This is a genomic window from Burkholderia sp. ABCPW 11, from assembly GCF_001523445.1.
In the GTDB taxonomy this organism is placed as follows: domain Bacteria; phylum Pseudomonadota; class Gammaproteobacteria; order Burkholderiales; family Burkholderiaceae; genus Burkholderia.
Map to the genome: position 1 here is coordinate 39,262 of NZ_LOVM01000004.1, position 18,549 is coordinate 57,810.

Consider the following 18,549-nt stretch of genomic DNA (forward strand, 5'->3'; position numbering starts at 1 on the left):
ACTGTATGGCTATTGCAATTCAAGCACTGCGGGAGCGTCGCGACGCACTCGCGAAAAATCTGAACGCGCTGCTCGAAAACACCCCGGGCGACAAGTGGGGCGCCGAGCAGCAAAAGGCGTATGACGAAGGTCTGGCCGAGATCGATCGCGTGAGCGCGGAAATCAAGCGGCACGAAGGACTGATGAACCGGCTCGCCGAAGACGCGCTCGCCGGCAATCCCGAGGGGCTGATCAACGCACACGTGAAGACGCCCGGCGCGCACGAAGGTGAATCGAATGCGATTCGCACGTTCCTCCGCCGCGGCGTGCTGGCTCTGACGGATGAAGATCGCGCGCGCATGCTCGCACGGCAGACGCCGGAAATCCAGAACGCCATGTCGACAGGCGACCCGGCGGCCGGCGGCTATACCGTCGCGCCGGAATTCTACCGCCGGTTGTCCGAGGCGCTTAAGGCATTCGGCGGCCTTCGCCAGATCGCTACCGTGCTGTCGACCGGGACCGGCGCGTCGATGACGTTTCCGGGAACGGATGCGACGACGGAGGAAGGCGAGATCGTCGACGAAAACGGGGAGACCAGCGACAGCGATACGAAATTCGTTGCGAAGTCGCTCGATGCGTTCCGCTACTCGTCGAAGTCGATCGCGCTGTCGATGGAGCTGCTGCAGGACAGCATGTTCGACCTCGAAAGCTACATCATCCGTCTGCTGTCGACGCGCGTCGGCCGGATCACCGCGCGGCATTTCGCGAAGGGCACCGGTAACAAGCAGCCGGTCGGGCTGCTGACGGCGGTCGGCACGGGCGTTACCGTGGCGTCGCCGAACCTGATCACCTACGACGACCTGATCGACCTTGAGCACAGCGTCGATCCGGCATACCGCGTGCGTCCGAATTGTGGGTATGCGATGCACGATCAGATGCTGAAGGCCGTTCGCAAGATCAAGGACGAGCAGAAGCGACCGATCTTCGTGCCGGGCTACGAGCAGGGTAATCCGGGCGGTGCGCCGGATCGTCTGCTCGGCCGGCCGGTCACGATCGTGCAGGAATACGACGTGCCCGAGGCGGGTGCCAAGCCCCTGACGTTCGGCGACCACTCCGAATACATCGTGCGCGAAGTGATGGATCTCACGATGTTCCGCATGACGGATTCGCGATACACGCTGAAGGGTCAGGTCGGGTTCGTCGGCTTCAATCGCCAGGGCGGCAACCTGATCGACATCGGTGGTGCGGTGAAGGCGCTGCAGATGGGCCAGGCCGCGGCGCCGCAGGGCTGATGAACGGGGCCGCCACGTTGTGGCGGCCGCACATTCGACGTGAGGAACACATGGCCGACCAGTTGGCATATCCGCTGCGCGTCGCGGCGGGCCGCGTCGACGTCATGACGCGGCCCGCCGAGGAAGCAATCACGCTCGACCTGGCGCGCGAGCACTGTCGAATTGACGGCGACGACGAGGATGCTCTGTTGAAGGGGAACATCGTCGCGGCGCGCGAGGCGCTCGAGGCGGCGCTGTCCCGCCCGTTGCTGCCGCAGGAGTGTCGGGTACGGGTTGATTCGTTTCCGTCCGATCGGATTCTCCTGTGGAACGACGTGATCGAGATCACCGACGTGTCGTATACGGACGAGGCCGGCGTGCGGCAGACCTTGCCGCCGGCAGCGTACCGCGTGATGGATCGGGCGTATCTCGTGTCCCGAAAATCGTTCCCGTACGGCGAGGATGTCCAGGTGCGGTTTCGTTGCGGCGCGTTCGAAACACCGGACACCGTGCCCGAATCGCTCGTCGCATGGATGCTGCTGCAGCTCGGCACGCTCTCCGCGCACCGTGAATCGGAGCTCGATGGCACGGTCAGTTCGCTGAGCGAGGATTTCACGAACCGACTGATCGCGCGTCACGCGATCATCAGTATTTAGTGAGGCCGTATGCGTGCGGGAAAACGTAACGAGCGAATCGTAATCGAGCGCCGGAGCGGTGCAGTAAACGAGAACGACGAGCCATTACCGGATGCGTGGGTCGAGCATTCGCGGCCCTGGGCCGACGTGCTGTTTATCAGCGGCAAAGAGCATGTCGTTTCGGGTGCTGTCCGGGGGGCCGCGGTGGCCAGCATGCGCATTCGCTACCGGGCCGGTATCGACGAGCAGATGCGTGTGCGCTACGACGGCAGGCTCTACGATATTACGGCGGTTCTGCCGTCGCGCAAGCGCGGGTATATGGACCTGTCGGTAAAGGTGGGGGAGAAATATGTCTAGCGTGCAGATTCTGGGTCTGGGCGACCTGCGTGCCGATTTCGAGAAGCTCGCGAAAGCGCAGTCGACCAAGGCGTTGCGGCGCGCGACGCTGGCCGGCGCGAAAGTGATCCGGGACGAGGCTCGCGCGCGCGCGCCGAAGAAATCCGGGAAGTTGCGGCGAAATATCGTCTCGGCCGCGCTTCGTCAGAAGGACGCGCCCGGCATTGCGACGGCGGGTGTACGTGTGCGGACGAAGGGCAAGGGCGATTCGCCCAGCAACGCGTTTTACTGGCGCTTCGTCGAGCTCGGCACGCAGCATATGCGGGCGCAGCCGTTCGCACGACCGGCGTTCGACGCGTCGATCGGCCAGGCAGAGGGCGCGATTCGTACCGAGATCGCGCGTGCGATCGACATGGTGATCGGGGGTGGCCGGTGAGTGCCCTCGTTATCCGCAACGCAATCGGCACGGTAGGAGCGGCGAAGGGCTATGTCGGCGCCGCGGCAGCAGCGAAATCGCCGTACTACGTGGTATCGCGCGTCAGCGGTGCGCGCGACATGGCGATTGGCGGTGCGACCGGTGGTAAATCGGGCGTGTTCCAGATCGACGTTTACGCCAGCACGTACACGGACGCCGACGCGCTGGCCGACAAGGTGATCGATCGCGCGTACGCGGCCGAGCAGTTTTCCGTCGGCGGGGTGAACGACCTGCCCGACGACTTTTCGAGCGATTCCGGTGATTTTCGGGTGAGCCTCGAATTATCCGTTGAATTCTGACGGAATCCGCTGTGTGTATGGCCCGCCTCGAGCGGGCCTTTCTTTTTTGTGAGGGGCTTATGGCCGAGAAGAGCAAGCGCATCAAGGCGCAAGGTACGAAGGTCGAGATCTCGAAAACGTCGTCGTCGAACCTCGACGACGACGCGCTCGTTTTCGTCGATCTCAACACGACGAGCAAGACGATCAACTGGCAAGGCGGGCAATCGTCGGAAATCGATGCGACGACGCTCGCCAGCGACGAAAAGGAGTCCGAGCTCGGCCTGCCCGATCCTGGCGAATTCTCCGTCGACGGCAACTATTCGTCGGATGACGCCGGCCAGCTGATTCTCCGCGGCGCGCGCGGCACTGGCGACAAGTACGTGTTCCGCGTCACTTTCCGCGACAAGTCGCAATTCCTGTTCGTCGGCATGGTGCGTCAGTACACCTGGTCGGCAGGCGTCGACGGCATCGTGACGTCGACCTACAGCGTCCGTGTCAGCGGCTCGCCGAAGGAAGTGCCGCCGCCGGCCGCGCCGGCGGGTTAATCGACCTGAAAACGTAAGGAAAAAGTGATGACGAAAACTCCGACGGCCGCCAGTGCGCTGCGTGCCGCGATTCTCAATCCGCTGGCCGGCTGGCGCCACGAGATGCTTGCGATGCCGGAATGGGGCGGCGTAACGGTCGCCGTTCGCGAGCCGTTGCTCGAGGACCGAGCGTTCTGGCTCGAACCGCTGCGCCTCGCAGCCGGCGTCGAGCCGGGCGACGACGAAGCAACGGCTCGCGAGAAGTATGCGCGCGTCACCGCGGAAGAGCACAAGCTGGCTTACGCGCGCCTGTTCGTTCGTGTCCTGTACGTGGAAACGTCGGCCGGCTGGCGTCGCGAATTCGAGGATGGCGACGCGCAGGAGGTCGCGTCGGCATTCGGCGCCGCGCACGATCGAATCGTCAGCAAGGCGCTCGAGCTCGGCAACATGAAGGCCGACGCGGAGGACGATGCAAAAAAAGCCTCCGCCGAAACCCCGATCTCCGACTCGAATTGACGTTGGCGCTGCGGCTCGGCAGGACGCTCGCCGAGCTGCGCGCGGACATGTCGACCGCGGAGTTTGCGTTGTGGCAGGCGTTCGATGCCGAGTCGCCGATTGCCGATGATCGTTACGACCTTCACGCCGCAATGGTCGCGTCGGCGGTGTTCCAGGCGCAGGGTGCGAAGGTCAAGGTGTCCGACATGATGCCGAACTGGTCGGGTGAATCGGCAGAGGTTCAGGAGGTCGCCGACGATCCATTCTTCGCAGGCCTAATGAGATTGGTAAAGTAGGCGGATAGGGAATATGGGAACGAGTCTCCGCGAGCTGATCGTCAGCGTTACCGCGAATACGACCCAGTACGATCGACGCATGCAGCAGCTTGGGTCGACGGCCAGCGGCTATTTCAATGCGGTCCGGGATGGGGGCCGTGCCGCTGACGCGGCGTTCGCGTCCAACGCGTCGAGCGTGCAGGTGACGGTTCGCGCAATCGAGGCCGCGCGCGGCTCGCTCACGGCATATGCGCAGGCTGCTACTGCAGCGTTCGGCGTGCACCAACTGATCGAGTATGCCGACGAATGGACGAACCTGAGTAACCGGCTCAAGATCGTCACGCGGGATCAGATTGATTTCGCCGTCGCGCAGAACGATGTGCTTCGGATCGCGCAGTCGACGCGGCAGCCGCTCGACGCGACGGCCGAGCTGTATCAGCGGATCGCGAACAACACGTCGCACCTCGGCCTGTCGATTAAGCAGGTCGGCCCGCTGGTCGAGACGATCAGCAAGGCGGTTGCGCTGTCGGGCGTGTCGGCCGACACGGCGCGCCTCGGTATCGTGCAGCTGGGTCAGGCGTTCGCGTCCGGTCAGCTGCGCGGGCAGGATCTGAAGAGCGTGCTCGAGGAACTGCCGGGCGTTGCCGATGCGATCGCGCGCGGGATGGGTAAAGGCACGTCCGAGCTGAAGGCCTTGGCCGAGGACGGCAAGCTGACCGTCGAAAACCTGATCGACGCGCTGAAAAACGCCGGGTCGAGCACGGACGCGCTATTCGGCAAGGTCGATATGACGGTCGGGCAGGCGATGACGCGCCTGCAAACGGAAATCATCGCGTACGTCGGGCACGCGAACGAGGCGACCGGCGCGAGCGCGAAGCTGGCGCAGAGCGTGGTCTACGTTGCCGATCACCTCGACGAGATCGTCGCGATCAGTGCGTCGCTGGCTGCCGGCCGGCTCGGCGTGTATTTTGCCCAGACCACGGTGGCCGTCAGCAAGTCGGCAATCGCGTGGAACGCCGAGCGGCAGGCGCTGATCGCGAAGGCGCAGGCGGAAAACGCGGCAGCGCTCGTCACGATCACGAAGGCGCAGAGCGACCGTGACGCGGCCGCGGCGAAGCTGCAGAACGCACAGGCGGCAGAAGTTGCCGCGGCGGCCGAACTGGCCGGTATGCGCGCGATGCGCGAAAGCCTCGCGATGCAGTCGGCGCTGACGGCCGGGTCGATCCAGTACACGCAGGCGAAGCTGGCCGAGGCGCGCGCGATCGAGGCGAGCGCGGTGGCGCAGGTCGCGACGGCGCGGTCGAATCTGGCGAACAGCCAGGAAATCGGCACGCGGATCGCCGGCACGCCGTACGCGGCGGTGATCGCTCGCGAGACGGCGGCGGCGCAGGGCGAGCTGGAACGGGCCGAGGCGTCCCTCGCGCTGGCGCAGCAGCGCCGTGTGGCGCTGGAGGCTGCGGCGGCCAAGGGTACGGTCGACCAGACGCGGTATGCGGTGGCGCTGGCCGAAACCGAGAAGGGGCTCGCGGTAGCCGAGCGCGAAGTGGCGGCGGCGACGCAGGCCCGCGAACGGGCCGAGCGCGGGGCGACGGCCGCGACTGCGGGCCTGGCCGCGGCGACCGAGCGCGCCGCGGTGGCGCAGACGGCTGCCGCGCGCGCGGGTTCGTTGATGCGGACGGTAGGGTCCGGCCTGCTGTCGGTGATGGGCGGCCTGCCCGGCATTGTTGCGACAGTTGGCACGGTCGCGCTTGGCGCCGCGGTGAACTGGCTGGTCTTCCGCGATCACGCGAGCAGCGCCACGTCGAGCCTCATCGACATGCAGGCGCCGCTCGACCAGATCATCGAGAAATATCGGCAGCTGTCGCCGTTGCTGCAGGAGGTCGAGCGCAATCGCGCGAAGCAGGCACAGACCGCGGCGCGCAGCGATGTAGCGGACGCGTACGCGGGCCTCGCGGCGCGCGCGTCGCAGAGCGTCATCGTGCCGGGCATTGGCGACAGCGCGCCGATCATCACGGACGAGAATCAGGTCGCACTCGATCGGTTCATTGAAGGGCTGAACCGGATCAAGACCGAGAACCTCGGCGTCGACGAGAAGTCACGCGAACTTGCGTCGCTGGTCGGCGTATTTGTCGACGCGACGAAGGGCGGTGACGAGCTTCGCGCCGAGCTGGTGCAAGCCGCGTCGGCGATCGACACGGCCGGCGCCGCGGCGGACAAGGGCACGCGCACGCTGGCCGCGATGGATGCTGCCGCGCGCGGTGCGGCCGACGGCATTCGACTGCTCACCGAAGAGAACAATTTCTTCGCGGGCGGCATGGCGGCCGAGGCCTGGAACAAGTACGTCGAGAAGCTGAAAGAGGCCTCCGACGTCATCGGCATGACCGCGCAGCAACGCGCCGAGTATGAAGCGAAAACGAAGGGCGCGAACACTGCGGAGGCACGGCAGGCCGGCTTGATCGCCGGTCGCGCGGACGCGTACAAATCGCTCGAAAAAGCGATCCAGGACAAAGACGCGAAGGCCGAGGCCGGCGCGCGGCGGAACATCGACAATCTGACGCGCGAGCTCGCGCTGATGAATCAGCAGATGGTCGTCGCCGCGGCGCTGGCCGAGTTTCAGGCGGATCTCGTCAGCAAGAAATTCGAGAAATTCGGGTTCAACGCTGACGCGGCGCTCGCTGCCGCCGCGGCGCGCGGCAAAAAGGCGTTCGACGACACGGTGTCGGAATCGGCCGGCCAGGTCGCGCGCATTGGCGTCAACGCGCCGGGGCTCGCGCACAAGAGCAGGGCCGGCGGGGCGCGCGCCGAGCCGGAAAGCCAGCGCATGCTCGACAACATTGCGCAGCGTATTGCGCAGCTGCGCGTCGAGGTGGTCGCAACCGACAAGCTTACGCAGTCGGAGAAAGATCGGATCGGGTTCGACCAGAAGCTGACCGATCTGGCCGCGAAGCGCACGAAGCTGACCGACGGCGACAAGAGCTTGATTCGTGATCAGGCTGCAATTCGCGCGGCATACGACCGCGCGGTGCAGCTGGAGAAAGAGGTCCGCTATCACGAAGCGATCAACAAGCTGAAGGAGCGCAGCGCGCAAATCGACGCGGAGCTGGCGGACTATGCGTCCGAACGGCAGCGCGAAGTCGCGCGCGAGCTGGCCGCGATGCCGATGGGCGACAACGCGCGCGAGCTCAACCAGGCGACGAGCCGCGTCGGGGACGAATTCCGGCGCCGGCGCGACGATTTCACGAAGGGCGCGCGGAAGGACGGCACGCTCGGCTCGCCGGAGTATCTGGCCGAGATCGATCGCATCAACCGGGCCGAGGCCGAGCAGGTCGAGCGTGAACGCGGGTATGTCGAGCAGCGGCTCGCCGTGCAGCGCGACTGGCGCGTCGGCGCGAGCCGTGCGGTGGCGCTGTATCAGGAATCTGCGGAGAACGCGGCAGGTCGCGCGGAGGAAGCATTTACGAGTTCGTTCCGCAGCATGGAGGATGCGCTCACCTCGTTCGTGTCGACCGGCAAGCTGGATTTTCGCGGGCTGGTCAACAGCATGATCGCGGACCTGGCGCGCTTCGCCGCGCGCGCTGCGATGGCGCCGGTGTTCGGCGCTCTCGGTTCGGCGCTGGGGCTGGGCGCGGCCAGCGCGGGCGGATTCAGTTCGTCGTCGTTGCTCGGCGGTGTGGCGGGCGGCCTGTCCGACATGCTCGGCGCGGGTGGCGGCAACGCGTACGGCTTCCACCTCGCGACCGGCGGGCAGGTCACCGGCCCAGGTACGTCGACGAGCGACAGCATTCCGGCGTGGCTCTCGAACGAGGAATTTGTGGTGAAGGCCGCGGCGGTACGCAAGCCCGGCGTGCTTCAGCTGCTGGAGGCGATCAACAGCGGCCAGGATCTCGGTTTCGCGAAGTTTGCGAACGGTGGTCTGGTCGGCGGCGGCTCGGCCGGCGGGGGCGCGCTCGGCGTGCAGGGCGGGGGGATCGAGCTGAATATCCCGGTGACGATCGACGGCGGCACGGGCAACGCGACGCAGATGATGGCGAGCGCCGAGTTCGTGAAGAAGCTCACGCAGATGGTGCAGGGGTTGATCGCGGTCGAGAGTCGTCAGGGTGGCGCGCTCTGGAAACTGAAAAACGGGATGGGGTGATGACCGACACGTTTATCTGGTCGCCGACCGTCGAGGGGTTCGGTGGCGATACGACGCTGCGCGTGCGAAAGGCCGGTTTCGGCGATGGGTACACACAGCGCGCGGTCGACGGCCTCAACAACCGCGTGCCGTCGTACAACCTTCGATTCGTGGGGAGGGCCGAGGTTATCTCGGCAATCCTCAAGTTCCTCGACGATCACGCCGGCGCGGTGTCGTTTTTCTGGACGCCGCCGCTTCGGCCGCAGGGGCGATTCGTGTGTGAGAAGTACACCGAGCCGGTGAAGAACGGCAAGGTGTACACGATCACGGCGCAGTTTGAGCAGACATTTGCACCGTAGGACATGACATGGCAGAACTTCAAAAGGCGAACCTCGGTGTACCGCCCAGCGGTGATGGAGGCGATGATCAGCGGACGGCGAATACGCGGTTTAACTCGAATATCGACATCCTGAAGACTCAGGCGGCGCTCGCGTCGGCGGGGCCCAGCATTACGGCGCCTCGCACGTTGACGGTTGATGAGCATGTCGGCCGGCGTGTTGGGATCAATCTCGCGAATGCGGGAACGATCAAGCTGCCGTCGGCCAAGAAGTGTGCGGCAGACCAGGTCATTCTCCTGCGCAACTTCGGAACTACGGCGGTGACGCTAGCCGTAGAGGACGGATCGGGGGACTACATTGGATTGGATCAACTTCGGCCCTTCGAAACAGTCGTGATGGACACGAACGGGTCGACTGGTTGGTGGGTGCTGTATCGGGGCAGGGCGAGCTCGGGAAATGAGTCGGTCGTCGGCAACCTTGCCGCCGGTGGAAAGCTCGTCGGCGTCAGCAGTCCGAATCTGCTGTTCAATGGATCAGCTGAACTCGGGATTGTTGGTGGGTGGGGGCCGAACGGGTTCGTGGACGCGTACACGGGGGGCACGGGAGAGGGAACCTACTTTTCGAGCAAGGCCGCCATTAACTCGAATTCCTACGTGGGTAGCAACCAGATCGCAATCGGACCGGGAACGCAGCTCACACTGTCAGGTGAGATTCATGCGGGTGGAGTAACGGCGGGTATGGTGTGGTTCCGAATGGTCTACCTGACCGCATCGGGCTCGGTAATCGGAACCTCGCCGAACATCACTACGACGAATGGCTATGGTTGGGTATTCAAGTCGGATTCTAGGACGACGCCTACCAGTACGGCCTATGTCTACGTTCAGTTGGGAGTAGAGGGCTCGCCGCCTTCGGTAGTTGCTGGTGGGGTGTCGTGGCGCCGCCTCAAGCTGGAATATGGTTCGGCTCCGTCGCTCTACTCGCAGGAAGCGACGATCGCATATTTGGGCGGACAGCCGGCTCTTTCGGGTCGACCGACGTTCGCCGGAAAGGTCCCGTGGGATAGCGGGAACCTACCCGATCCGTTGACTGCATCGGCTGTTCAGTCGTTTAGTGCAAGTGGCGGGGACGAGGGTGATTTGTCCAATGCGTTTCAGGTTCGGCTGGCTGCACCATTTACTGCGGGGGCGAGGAGCGTAGTCGCAAGCGCGTCGCTCTATATCCGCATCGCGAGTGCGAGCGCTTCGGCGAATGACTTTCTTTGCTATTTGGACATTATCGATTTGGATGCAAATACTGTGGTCGCGTCGGGGCCGGGAAACATGTTCAGCGTTCCGAACGGGCAGCAATATGCTGGTCTCTCGTCTGCAGGGTCACTGTCATGTAACGTCAGCTATAACAGCTTGACTGTCGGCAGGAAGTATCAGGTTCGTTTGGCGGTACGGAAGAACGTGCTTTATGGTCCGATTTACCCTATGGGAATGAGCATTTCCGGAATTGTGGCGTAGCGACTCATGACGATCACAGCGGATATTCAAACACTCGAACCCGGCCGTCGGCTTGAGTTTTTCGAGGTCGATTGCACGGAGATCGGCGGAGACGCGTTGCGTTTCCACGGGCATCTGAAGTCGACCTCGATCGTGTGGCAGGGCCTGGAATACAAGCCGTGGCCGATCCAGGCGGCCGGCTTCGAGCGGACATCGGACGCTCGCCAGCCGGCGCCGACGCTGACGGTAGGCGACATCAACGGCACGATCACCGCGCTGTGCGTTGCGCTCGATGATCTCGTCGGCGCGAAGGTGTACCGCCGGCGCACGCTGGCGAAATACCTCGACGCGGTGAATTTCCCCGGCGGCAACCCGACCGCGGACCCGAACGAGCAATGGCCGCCTGAGCAGTGGCGAATCGAGCAGAAGAGCGACGAGCAGCCCGGTGTGCAAGTGGAATTCACGCTGTCGTCACCGCTCGATTTCGGCGGGCAGCAGGTCCCCGCGCGCCAGATCGTCGGCACGTGCCAGTGGCGCTATCGCGGGCCCGAATGTGGGTATACCGGCGTGGTGTACTTCGACAAGAACGACCGGCCGGTGAGCGATCCGGCGCTCGATCGCTGTAGCCAGAAAGTCAGCGGCTGCGAATGCCGGTACGGCATCAATAACCCGCTGCCGCATGGTGGTTTTTTGTGCGACACGCTCGCCTAGACCGTCGATCAACCTCTCTTCATGGACCCGCCACTCGGCGGGTTTTTTTATGGACGAACGAATCAAGCAGGCGATCGCGGAGCACGCGCTCGCCGAGTATCCGCGCGAGTGCTGCGGGTTGATCGTGGGAACCGCGGCAGGAGACGTGTATGTGCCTGGCCGGAATGTCGCGGCGGCGCCGACCGAGCGATTCGGGCTGGCGGCCGAGGATTACGCGGATGCGGAGGACATGGGCGAAATCCTCGCGATGGTGCACTCGCATCCGAACGGGACGGCGCAGCCGAGCATGGGGGACCGCGCGATGTGTGAGCGCGCCGGCATCCCGCGGTGGGTGATCGTCTCGCTGGGCGTTCAGGCCGACGGGTCGATCGGCATCGACAACTGGTGCGAGTTCGGGCCGAGCGGCTACGTTGCGCCGCTTTACGGTCGGGAATACGTGCACGGCGTACTCGACTGCTACTCGCTGGTGCGTGACTGGTATCTCGCCGAGCGCGGGATCGCGCTGCCTGACTTCGAGCGCAAGGATGGGTGGTGGGCCGATGGGTATTCGAACCTATATATCGCGCACTACCAGGACGCGGGATTTCTCGATATGGGGCGCGACGCGCAGCTCGAACCGGGCGACGTGCTGCTGATGCAGGTCCGTAGCAAAAACGGCGTGCCGAATCATTCCGGCGTGTATCTCGGTGACGGCATGTTCGCGCATCACATGTACGGGCGGTTGTCGTGCCGCGCGGTGTGGGGCTCGATGTGGCGCGACAGCTGCACGACGGTGCTGCGGCACATCGGGGGTGCGAAGTGACGGAAACGCTACGTGAGGTGAGGCTTTATGGGATCGCGGGCGCGCGATTCGGCCGGGTTCATCGTTTGGCCGTTTCGTCGACCGCGGAGGCCGTGCGCGCGCTGTCGGTCCTGATCCCGGGCTTTCGGAAGTTTCTGCTGGACGCGCGCGACAACGGGCTGACGTTCGCAGTGTTCAACGGCCGCAGAAACCTGAGTGAGGACGATCTCGGCGCGCCGGTCGGTGGCGAGGCGATCCGGATTGCGCCGGTGATCATCGGCAGCAAAAGCGGCGGTCTGTTCCAAACGATTCTGGGCGCGGCGCTGGCCGTGGCCGGCTTTGTGTTCAATCAACCGACGCTGATCGGCCTGGGCGTGTCGATGGCGCTCGGTGGCATCACGCAGATGCTGAGCCCGCAGCAGGCCGGACTCGCCGGCGCGGCCGACAACGGCACCTCGTACTACTTCAACGGAGCGGTGAACAGCGCCGCGCAGGGCGAGCCGGTGCCGCTCGTGTACGGCGAGATGGTTGTCGGATCGAAGGTCGTCAGCTCGGGCATCTATACAGAGGACCAGGTGTGAAAAAGATCTACGCGGAATCCGGGCCGAAGCGGATCAGCGGCGCGAAGGGTGGCGGCGGTGGTGGGAGCGGCGGAGGGGAATCGCCCGACAGCCTGCATTCCGTCGCGCGCGCGAAGGTGCTCGACGCTATTTCGGAGGGGCCGATCGTCGGCCTGGTGAAGGGCATGCAGTCGGTATTCCTCGACGGCACGCCGATCCAGAATTCCGACGGCTCGGTCAACTTCCAGAATTACAGCGTCGACGTCCGCACGGGTACGCTCGATCAGGAGTTCATGCCGGGCTTTCCTGCGGTTGAGCGCGAATCAGCTGTAGGTGTCCCGCTGACTTCTGATGCACCGTGGGTGCGGCAGGTGCAAAACACGCAGCTGTCGGCGGCCCGTATTCGGTTCGGTCTGCCGGCGCTGCAAAAGAGCGATCCGGCGACCGGTGTGTTCGGCTATCGCGTGGAATATGCGATCGATCTGTCGATTGACGGTGGCTCGTACGCGCAGGTGCTGTCGTCGGCGTTCGATGGCAAAACGACGTCGCTCTACGAGCGCTCGCACCGGATCGAGTTGCCGCGCGCCACAACGGGCTGGCTGGTCCGTGTACGGCGCATTACACCGAACGCACACAGCTCACTGATCGCGGACACGGTGAACATCGAGGCGATCACGGAGGTGATCGACCGCAAGCTACGCTATCCGATGACGGCGCTCGTTGGCATGACGTTCGACGCACGATCGTTCTCGCAGGTGCCGGTGCGGTCGTACCACGTTCGCGGCCTGATCGTTCGGGTGCCGTCGAACTACGATCCTGAGACGCGCACGTACTCGGGGGCATGGGACGGGACATTCAAGCCGGCGTGGACGAACAACCCGGCATGGATTTTCTACGACCTGCTGCTGAATGATCGCTACGGCCTTGGCAAGACGGTCGACGCGTCGATGATCGACAAGTGGGGGCTGTACGAGATCGCGCGCTATTGCGACGTCATGGTGTCGGATGGCAGGGGCGGCGTCGAGCCGCGCTTCACGTGCAACTGCGTGATCCAGTCGGCGGCCGACGCGTATAAGGTGCTGCAGGATATCGCCAGCGTGTTCCGGGGTATTTCGTACTGGGGTCCGGGCGCGGTGGTCGCGTCCGCGGACATGCCGTCCGATCCGGTGTACGTCTACACGGCTGCGAACGTGATCGACGGGGCGTTCCGGTACGTGGGGAGCGAGCGCAAGACGCGATACACGGTGGCGCTCGTCAGCTACAACGATCCGTCGAACCAATACAAACAGGCGGTCGAGTACGTGCCGGACGACGACGGCATCGCGCGGTACGGCGTCATCAAAACGCAGGTAACGGCGTTCGGCTGCACGTCGCAGGCGCAGGCGCACCGGCTCGGGCGCTGGCTTCTCCTGACGTCGCGCTACGAGTCGGGCACGGTGTCGTTCAAGGTCGGGATGGACGGCGTGCTGGTCGGCCCGGGGCAGGTGATCGCGATCGCCGATCCGCGAAAAGCTGGTCGTCGCATCGGCGGGCGCATTCGCGCGGTGGCTGGCAACGTCGTCACGCTCGACAAGGCGCCGACCGTGGCGCCTGGCGATCGCTTCACGGCGATTCTGCCGTCGGGCGTTGCCCAGTACCGAGCGGTGAAGTCCGTCGACGGCGACGTACTCACGCTGGTCGATCGCTTCGACGCGGACCCGGTGCCCGGCGCGGTGTGGATGCTGGAAAACGCGGAGGTCGCGGCGCAGCTCTATCGCGTCGTGAGCGTTCAGGAAGGCGACGACGACGGCCTGCTCGAGTACACGATCACGGCGACGATGCACGAGCCGGGGAAGTACGCGGCGATCGACGACGGCGCGCAGATTCAGCAGCGGCCGGTGACGGTCGTGCCGCCGTCGGTGCAGGCGCCACCGACCAATGTGCGCGTGACGACGTACTCGGCCGTCGATCAGGGGATTTCCAAAACGACGATGGTGATCGCGTGGGACGCCGCGGATAACTCCGTGACGTACCTGCCGGAATGGCGGAAGGACAACGGCGAGTGGGTCAGTGTGCCGCGCACGGGCGGCCTGCAGGTCGAGGTGCCCGGGATTTATCAGGGGCGGTACGTGGCGCGCGTGCGTGCGCAGAACGTGATGGGCGTTACGTCGCTGCCGGCGATCAGCGCGGAAACGCAGCTGAAGGGAAAAACGACGCCGCCGCCAGCCGTTGCATCGCTCAAGGCCGCCGGCATCGTGTTCGGGATCAATCTGGATTGGGCATTCCCCGGCGACGGTACGGCCGGCGATACGCAGCGCACCGAGCTCTGGTACAGCCGCACGCCGAGCCGCGACGACGCGATCAAGCTGTCGGACTACGCGTATCCGCAGGCTTCGACGTCCTTGCAGGGGCTCGCGGTCGGTCAGGTGTTTTATTTCTGGGCTCGGCTCGTCGACACGTCGGGAAACGTCGGGCCGTGGTATCCGGCGGCCGGGCCTGGCGTGCAGGGGCAGCCCACGACCGACGAAGGCGAATACGAGAAGTATTTCTCGGGACGGATTTCGAACTCGGCGCTGGGCGAGGATCTGCGCAAGCAGATCGATGCGATTCCGGGGCTTCAACAAGGCGTCGCGGATAACGCGAGCGCCATCGAAAAGGAGATTCAGGATCGCGCGGACGCGATCGCGAAAGAGGCTCGGGACCGGGCGGACGCCGTGGCCGAAGAGGCGCGGCAACGTGGCGCAGCGGTCACGGCCGAGCAGCAGGCGCGGCAGACGGCCGACACCTCGCTCGGCCAGCGCATCGATGCCGTGACGGCCAGCGTCGGCGACGCGGCGGCGGCCATCAAGCAGGAGGCAACCGCGCGCGCCGACGCCGACGGTGCGCTGTCGACGCGAATCGATACCGTCGTCAGCAAGGCGAGCGACAACGCGGCGGCCATCTCGTCGGAGGTCACGGCGCGGGCGGCCGCAGACACGGCGCTCGGTAAGCGCGTCGACGCCGTGACGGCCGACGTCGGTGCGAACAAGGCGGCGATCACGGCCGAGCAGCAGGCTCGAGCCGATGCCGACGGCGCGCTGTCGTCGCGTATCGATTCGACGGCGGCCACGGCGAACGCGAACAAGGCCGCGATTTCGGCGGAGCAAACCGCGCGCGCCGATGGCGATTCCGCATTGTCGCGGCGGATCGACTCGGTTTCGGCACAGATCAATGTGCCGATGGCCGGCGATACCGGTCAGGCTGCCGGCTCGACGCTGGTAATGGCGGGCGTCTATTCGGAACAGTCCGCGCGGGCCGAAGCCGATATGGCGCAGGCGCAACGGCTCGAATCGGTGACAGCGCGCATGCAGTCGGCGCAGGCGAATCTGGTGGCCGATATTCGTACCGAGTCGAAGGCGCGGGCGGACGCCGACAGCGCGCAGGCCGAGCAGATCACGACGGTGCGTGCGCAGGTCAACGAAAACTCCGCTGCCGTGCAGACGGTTGCGCAGTCGTATGCGGACCTGAACGGTCGCGTGTCGGCGTCGTACCAGATCAAGACGCAGATCACGTCGGACGGTCGCACCTACATCGCCGGCATCGGGATCGGCATCAACAACGACAGCGGCATTGTCGAGTCGCAGGTTCTGGTATCGGCGCAGCGCTTCGCGGTGGTTGACCCGAACAACGGCGGCGCTTCGATCGTGCCGTTTGTGGTGCAGGGCGGGCAGGTGTTTCTTCGGCAGGCGCTTATCGGCGCCGGCTGGATCACGAACGCGATGATCGGCAGCTACATCCAGTCCGACAACTACATCGCGGGCCAGCAGGGCTGGCGGCTCGACAAGAGCGGCTGGTTCGAAATCAACGCGTCTAACGGCAGCGGAAATCGACTGGTGATCGACGGCAGCAGTGTTCGTGTCTATGACGGCAACGGCGTGCTTCGCGTGCGCATGGGGATGTGGTGATGGCTACAGGGCTTCAGATTTTCGACGGCGCCGGTCGGCCGATCTTGGATGCGCGTTCGCGCGCAGGGCGCGTCGTCGGTATTGCATCAACCGGCGGCGGTAACGGAAGCGTTGCAGCGGACCTTTCCAGCGGGGAGCCGTTCTGGGCCTTCATGCCAGCGCGGATTTTTTATCGCGTATCGGGCGCCGAACCATCTCCGATTATTGCGATCGACCGGAACGGCGTGAGTTGGCGGTACAGCGGCAATACGAGTGGATCAAATGCCTACACGCAGGTGCCCGGCTGGATAGTTTATGGAGTGTATTGATGCCGGCAGGATTTCAGGCGTTTACTGATTCGGGCGTGTATCAGATCGATGGATTGACGCCGAATTATCAAATGGTGCAGGCGATGTCGGCACAGTCGGTGGACACGTCGCTACTCCTTGCGGTCAACGATGCGGGGAAGAAATTCAATGCGACGCTTCCGAGTGTAGCGTTTACGTTCAACGCAACGGCAGGCCCGATGTACGGCGTATATGCGTCGGATGGTGCTGGCATCACGATTTGGAGTACCGATGTTGACGGGGCCACATACACCCTGAGATTTGTAACGGAGCGGCCATGCACTGTCTATTTTTTTCAGTTCGATCGTGTGCCGCCGGCGTCAGGAAATTTCGGGCTTCAGGTATTCAATGAGCAGGGGCGCCTCATTGCTGACTCGTCCAAACCATTTCTGCGCGTGCTTGACGTGATCTACAACGAGTACGTTCCGGGAGATGGGTGGATGGTGGAGGGTGCGCCGAGCCCGCAGTGGGACTCTCGGGCATACGATGTCCCAATCATCGTCTCGGGAATTTATCCGGTTCGTCACGCGTGGAGCTATGACCCTGCGGGCGTCGAGTTGACTTCGATTCGCGTGAGCGGGGGTAGCGTTTCTTGGGGGACAACAATGTACGGAGGTGGCCGAAAGCCAAACTTGGCAGGATTTCGAGAACAATGGCATTCACGCTTCATGGTGCTGGATGCGACAGGGATTGTGTGATGGGCCGCCAACTTGGCGGCCTTTCTTTTTACGGGGCTGGAAACGGGGAGCGGTAATGCAAGAGCACGAGAAGACGATTCTGGAGTTGATCCTCATGGGCGGACTGATTGGCATTGCGAAAGTGTTGGTGGGGAGCGAGCAGCTGACGTTCCGGCTTGTGGCCGGGCGTGCCGTGCTCGGTTCGGCGACATCGATGGTTGCGGGGCTGGCGCTGCTGCAGATCCCGGATTTGCCGCCGATCGCGTTGCTCGGCCTCGGGAGTGCGCTCGGCATCGTCGGGTCGCAGTACCTCGAAGTGCTGCTGCGACGGAACGCAAAACGAATGTTTGGGGGGAAGTGAATATGACGAATCTGACTGCACATTTCACGCTCGAGGAATTGACCGCGAGCGACACGGCGCGCCGGCGCGGCATCGATAACACGCCGTCGGCCGCCGTGACGGCGAACCTGCGTAGGACGGCGGAAGCGCTCGAACGCGTGCGCGACGTGCTCGGCGGCCGACCCGTGATCATCACCTCGGGCTATCGAGCCGCGGCGCTCAATCGCGCGGTCGGCGGCGTTCCGACGAGCGCGCATCTGTCGGGCCTGGCCGCCGATTTCGTCTGTCCGAAATTCGGCGCGCCGCTCGACATCTGCCGGGCGATCAGCGCGTCGCCGATCGAATTCGACCAGCTGATTCAAGAGGGCACGTGGGTTCACATCGGCCTCGCGCCGATCGGGACGAAGTCGCGTCGACAGGTGCTGACGGCATCGTTTGGCGCGACGAGCACGACGTACTCGGAGGGGCTATGACCTGGTTCGATCCGCGGCTTTGGCTCGCAATCGTCGCGGCGGTGGTCATCGGTTCCGCGGCTGGATATTTCAAGGGCCATCGCGACGCCGACCAGTCGCACACGGTGGAAACACAGGCGCAGCGAATTCGCGAGCTCGTCGGCGAGCGCGACGAAAGCGACCGTATCGCGCGTCAACAACAGGGGAATGCTGAAAATGCTGCGAAACAACGTGAACAGGCTCGCGCTGCTGCTGATGCTGCCGGTGCTGCTGCTAACAGCCTGCGCAAGCAGGTCGCCGAGCTTGTCGCCCGAACGCGCGATCCCGCCGCTCCGGCCGGAGGCGCGGCAACCGGCAGCACCCTCGATCTGCTTGCCGACCTGTTCGGCCGGGCTGACGAGGCTGCGGGAGAGTTCGCGCGAATCGCTGACGAACGGGGCATTGCCGGCCGGCAATGCGAAGGCGACTACGACGCGCTGACGGGCGCGGCACCGCGATAGAAACAGGGCGACCGAGGGGCGTGCGGTAACACGCCCCTCGGTCGCTTTTCCACTGTCTGAGCCAGTGAATCAGCC

The 18,549-nt window shown here is 64.5% G+C and carries 20 protein-coding genes; all 20 read left to right on the forward strand.

The features are described from left to right. The first annotated feature begins 5 nt into the window (after window positions 1-5). Genes WS61_RS02775 through WS61_RS32475 form a run of 20 tightly spaced genes read left to right on the forward strand, consistent with a single transcriptional unit; the run spans window position 6 to window position 18,474 of the window. On the forward strand, window positions 6-1,271 hold the full coding sequence (locus WS61_RS02775) for a phage major capsid protein (RefSeq protein WP_059499142.1): 1,266 nt from the start codon (window positions 6-8) through the stop codon (window positions 1,269-1,271). A gap of 50 nt (window positions 1,272-1,321) precedes the next feature. Continuing rightward, window positions 1,322-1,906 (forward strand): head-tail connector protein, encoded by a 585-nt coding sequence (locus tag WS61_RS02780; protein ID WP_059499143.1) that lies wholly within the window; start codon window positions 1,322-1,324, stop codon window positions 1,904-1,906. Window positions 1,907-1,915: 9 nt separating this feature from the next. Then, window positions 1,916-2,242 carry a phage head closure protein gene (locus WS61_RS02785; RefSeq protein WP_027808749.1) on the forward strand — a complete coding sequence of 109 codons (327 nt, stop codon included), beginning with the start codon at window positions 1,916-1,918 and terminating at the stop codon, window positions 2,240-2,242. Next, the gene (locus WS61_RS02790; RefSeq protein WP_027808748.1) at window positions 2,235-2,657 is read left to right on the forward strand and encodes an HK97-gp10 family putative phage morphogenesis protein; all 423 of its coding nucleotides are present in this window, start codon (window positions 2,235-2,237) and stop codon (window positions 2,655-2,657) included. The genes WS61_RS02785 and WS61_RS02790 overlap by 8 nt, the downstream gene beginning before the upstream one ends. Continuing rightward, window positions 2,654-2,995 carry a DUF3168 domain-containing protein gene (locus WS61_RS02795; protein WP_059499144.1) on the forward strand — a complete coding sequence of 114 codons (342 nt, stop codon included), beginning with the start codon at window positions 2,654-2,656 and terminating at the stop codon, window positions 2,993-2,995. The genes WS61_RS02790 and WS61_RS02795 overlap by 4 nt, the downstream gene beginning before the upstream one ends. 59 nt (window positions 2,996-3,054) lie before the next feature. After that, window positions 3,055-3,519, forward strand: a complete 465-nt coding sequence (locus WS61_RS02800) for a phage tail tube protein (RefSeq protein ID WP_059499145.1) — start codon at window positions 3,055-3,057, stop codon at window positions 3,517-3,519. A gap of 27 nt (window positions 3,520-3,546) precedes the next feature. After that, window positions 3,547-4,014, forward strand: coding sequence for a phage tail assembly chaperone (locus tag WS61_RS02805; RefSeq protein ID WP_059499146.1), 468 nt, complete (start codon window positions 3,547-3,549; stop codon window positions 4,012-4,014). Further along, a complete protein-coding gene (locus tag WS61_RS02810; protein ID WP_027808744.1) occupies window positions 4,011-4,289 on the forward strand; it encodes a DUF4035 domain-containing protein in 279 nt (92 codons plus the stop codon). The genes WS61_RS02805 and WS61_RS02810 overlap by 4 nt, the downstream gene beginning before the upstream one ends. 13 nt (window positions 4,290-4,302) lie before the next feature. Next, entirely contained in the window at window positions 4,303-8,403 is a 4,101-nt protein-coding gene (locus WS61_RS02815; RefSeq protein WP_059499147.1) for a phage tail tape measure protein, read from the forward strand. Beyond that, on the forward strand, window positions 8,403-8,741 hold the full coding sequence (locus tag WS61_RS02820) for a phage tail protein (protein ID WP_059499148.1): 339 nt from the start codon (window positions 8,403-8,405) through the stop codon (window positions 8,739-8,741). The genes WS61_RS02815 and WS61_RS02820 overlap by 1 nt, the downstream gene beginning before the upstream one ends. Before the next feature lie 8 nt (window positions 8,742-8,749). Next, a complete protein-coding gene (locus tag WS61_RS34665; protein ID WP_157692669.1) occupies window positions 8,750-10,225 on the forward strand; it encodes a hypothetical protein in 1,476 nt (491 codons plus the stop codon). A gap of 6 nt (window positions 10,226-10,231) precedes the next feature. Then, entirely contained in the window at window positions 10,232-10,915 is a 684-nt protein-coding gene (locus WS61_RS02825) for a phage minor tail protein L (RefSeq protein WP_059499149.1), read from the forward strand. 49 nt (window positions 10,916-10,964) lie between these two features. Continuing rightward, window positions 10,965-11,717 carry a C40 family peptidase gene (locus WS61_RS02830; RefSeq protein ID WP_059499150.1) on the forward strand — a complete coding sequence of 251 codons (753 nt, stop codon included), beginning with the start codon at window positions 10,965-10,967 and terminating at the stop codon, window positions 11,715-11,717. Beyond that, window positions 11,714-12,277 (forward strand): tail assembly protein, encoded by a 564-nt coding sequence (locus WS61_RS02835; RefSeq protein WP_059499151.1) that lies wholly within the window; start codon window positions 11,714-11,716, stop codon window positions 12,275-12,277. Before WS61_RS02830 ends, WS61_RS02835 begins: the two co-directional genes overlap by 4 nt. Next, window positions 12,274-16,179 (forward strand): phage tail protein, encoded by a 3,906-nt coding sequence (locus tag WS61_RS02840; RefSeq protein WP_059499152.1) that lies wholly within the window; start codon window positions 12,274-12,276, stop codon window positions 16,177-16,179. The genes WS61_RS02835 and WS61_RS02840 overlap by 4 nt, the downstream gene beginning before the upstream one ends. Then, on the forward strand, window positions 16,179-16,487 hold the full coding sequence (locus tag WS61_RS32470; protein ID WP_179949649.1) for a hypothetical protein: 309 nt from the start codon (window positions 16,179-16,181) through the stop codon (window positions 16,485-16,487). Before WS61_RS02840 ends, WS61_RS32470 begins: the two co-directional genes overlap by 1 nt. Beyond that, a complete protein-coding gene (locus WS61_RS02845) occupies window positions 16,487-17,203 on the forward strand; it encodes a hypothetical protein (protein WP_059499153.1) in 717 nt (238 codons plus the stop codon). Before WS61_RS32470 ends, WS61_RS02845 begins: the two co-directional genes overlap by 1 nt. 55 nt (window positions 17,204-17,258) lie before the next feature. Further along, entirely contained in the window at window positions 17,259-17,543 is a 285-nt protein-coding gene (locus tag WS61_RS02850; protein ID WP_027808735.1) for a phage holin family protein, read from the forward strand. A 2-nt stretch (window positions 17,544-17,545) separates the two neighbouring features. After that, window positions 17,546-17,995 carry a D-Ala-D-Ala carboxypeptidase family metallohydrolase gene (locus WS61_RS02855; protein ID WP_059499154.1) on the forward strand — a complete coding sequence of 150 codons (450 nt, stop codon included), beginning with the start codon at window positions 17,546-17,548 and terminating at the stop codon, window positions 17,993-17,995. Next, window positions 17,992-18,474: a DUF2514 family protein gene (locus WS61_RS32475; RefSeq protein WP_095211574.1), complete on the forward strand. Its 483-nt coding sequence runs from the start codon at window positions 17,992-17,994 to the stop codon at window positions 18,472-18,474. The genes WS61_RS02855 and WS61_RS32475 overlap by 4 nt, the downstream gene beginning before the upstream one ends. The last annotated feature ends 75 nt before the right edge of the window (window positions 18,475-18,549 follow it).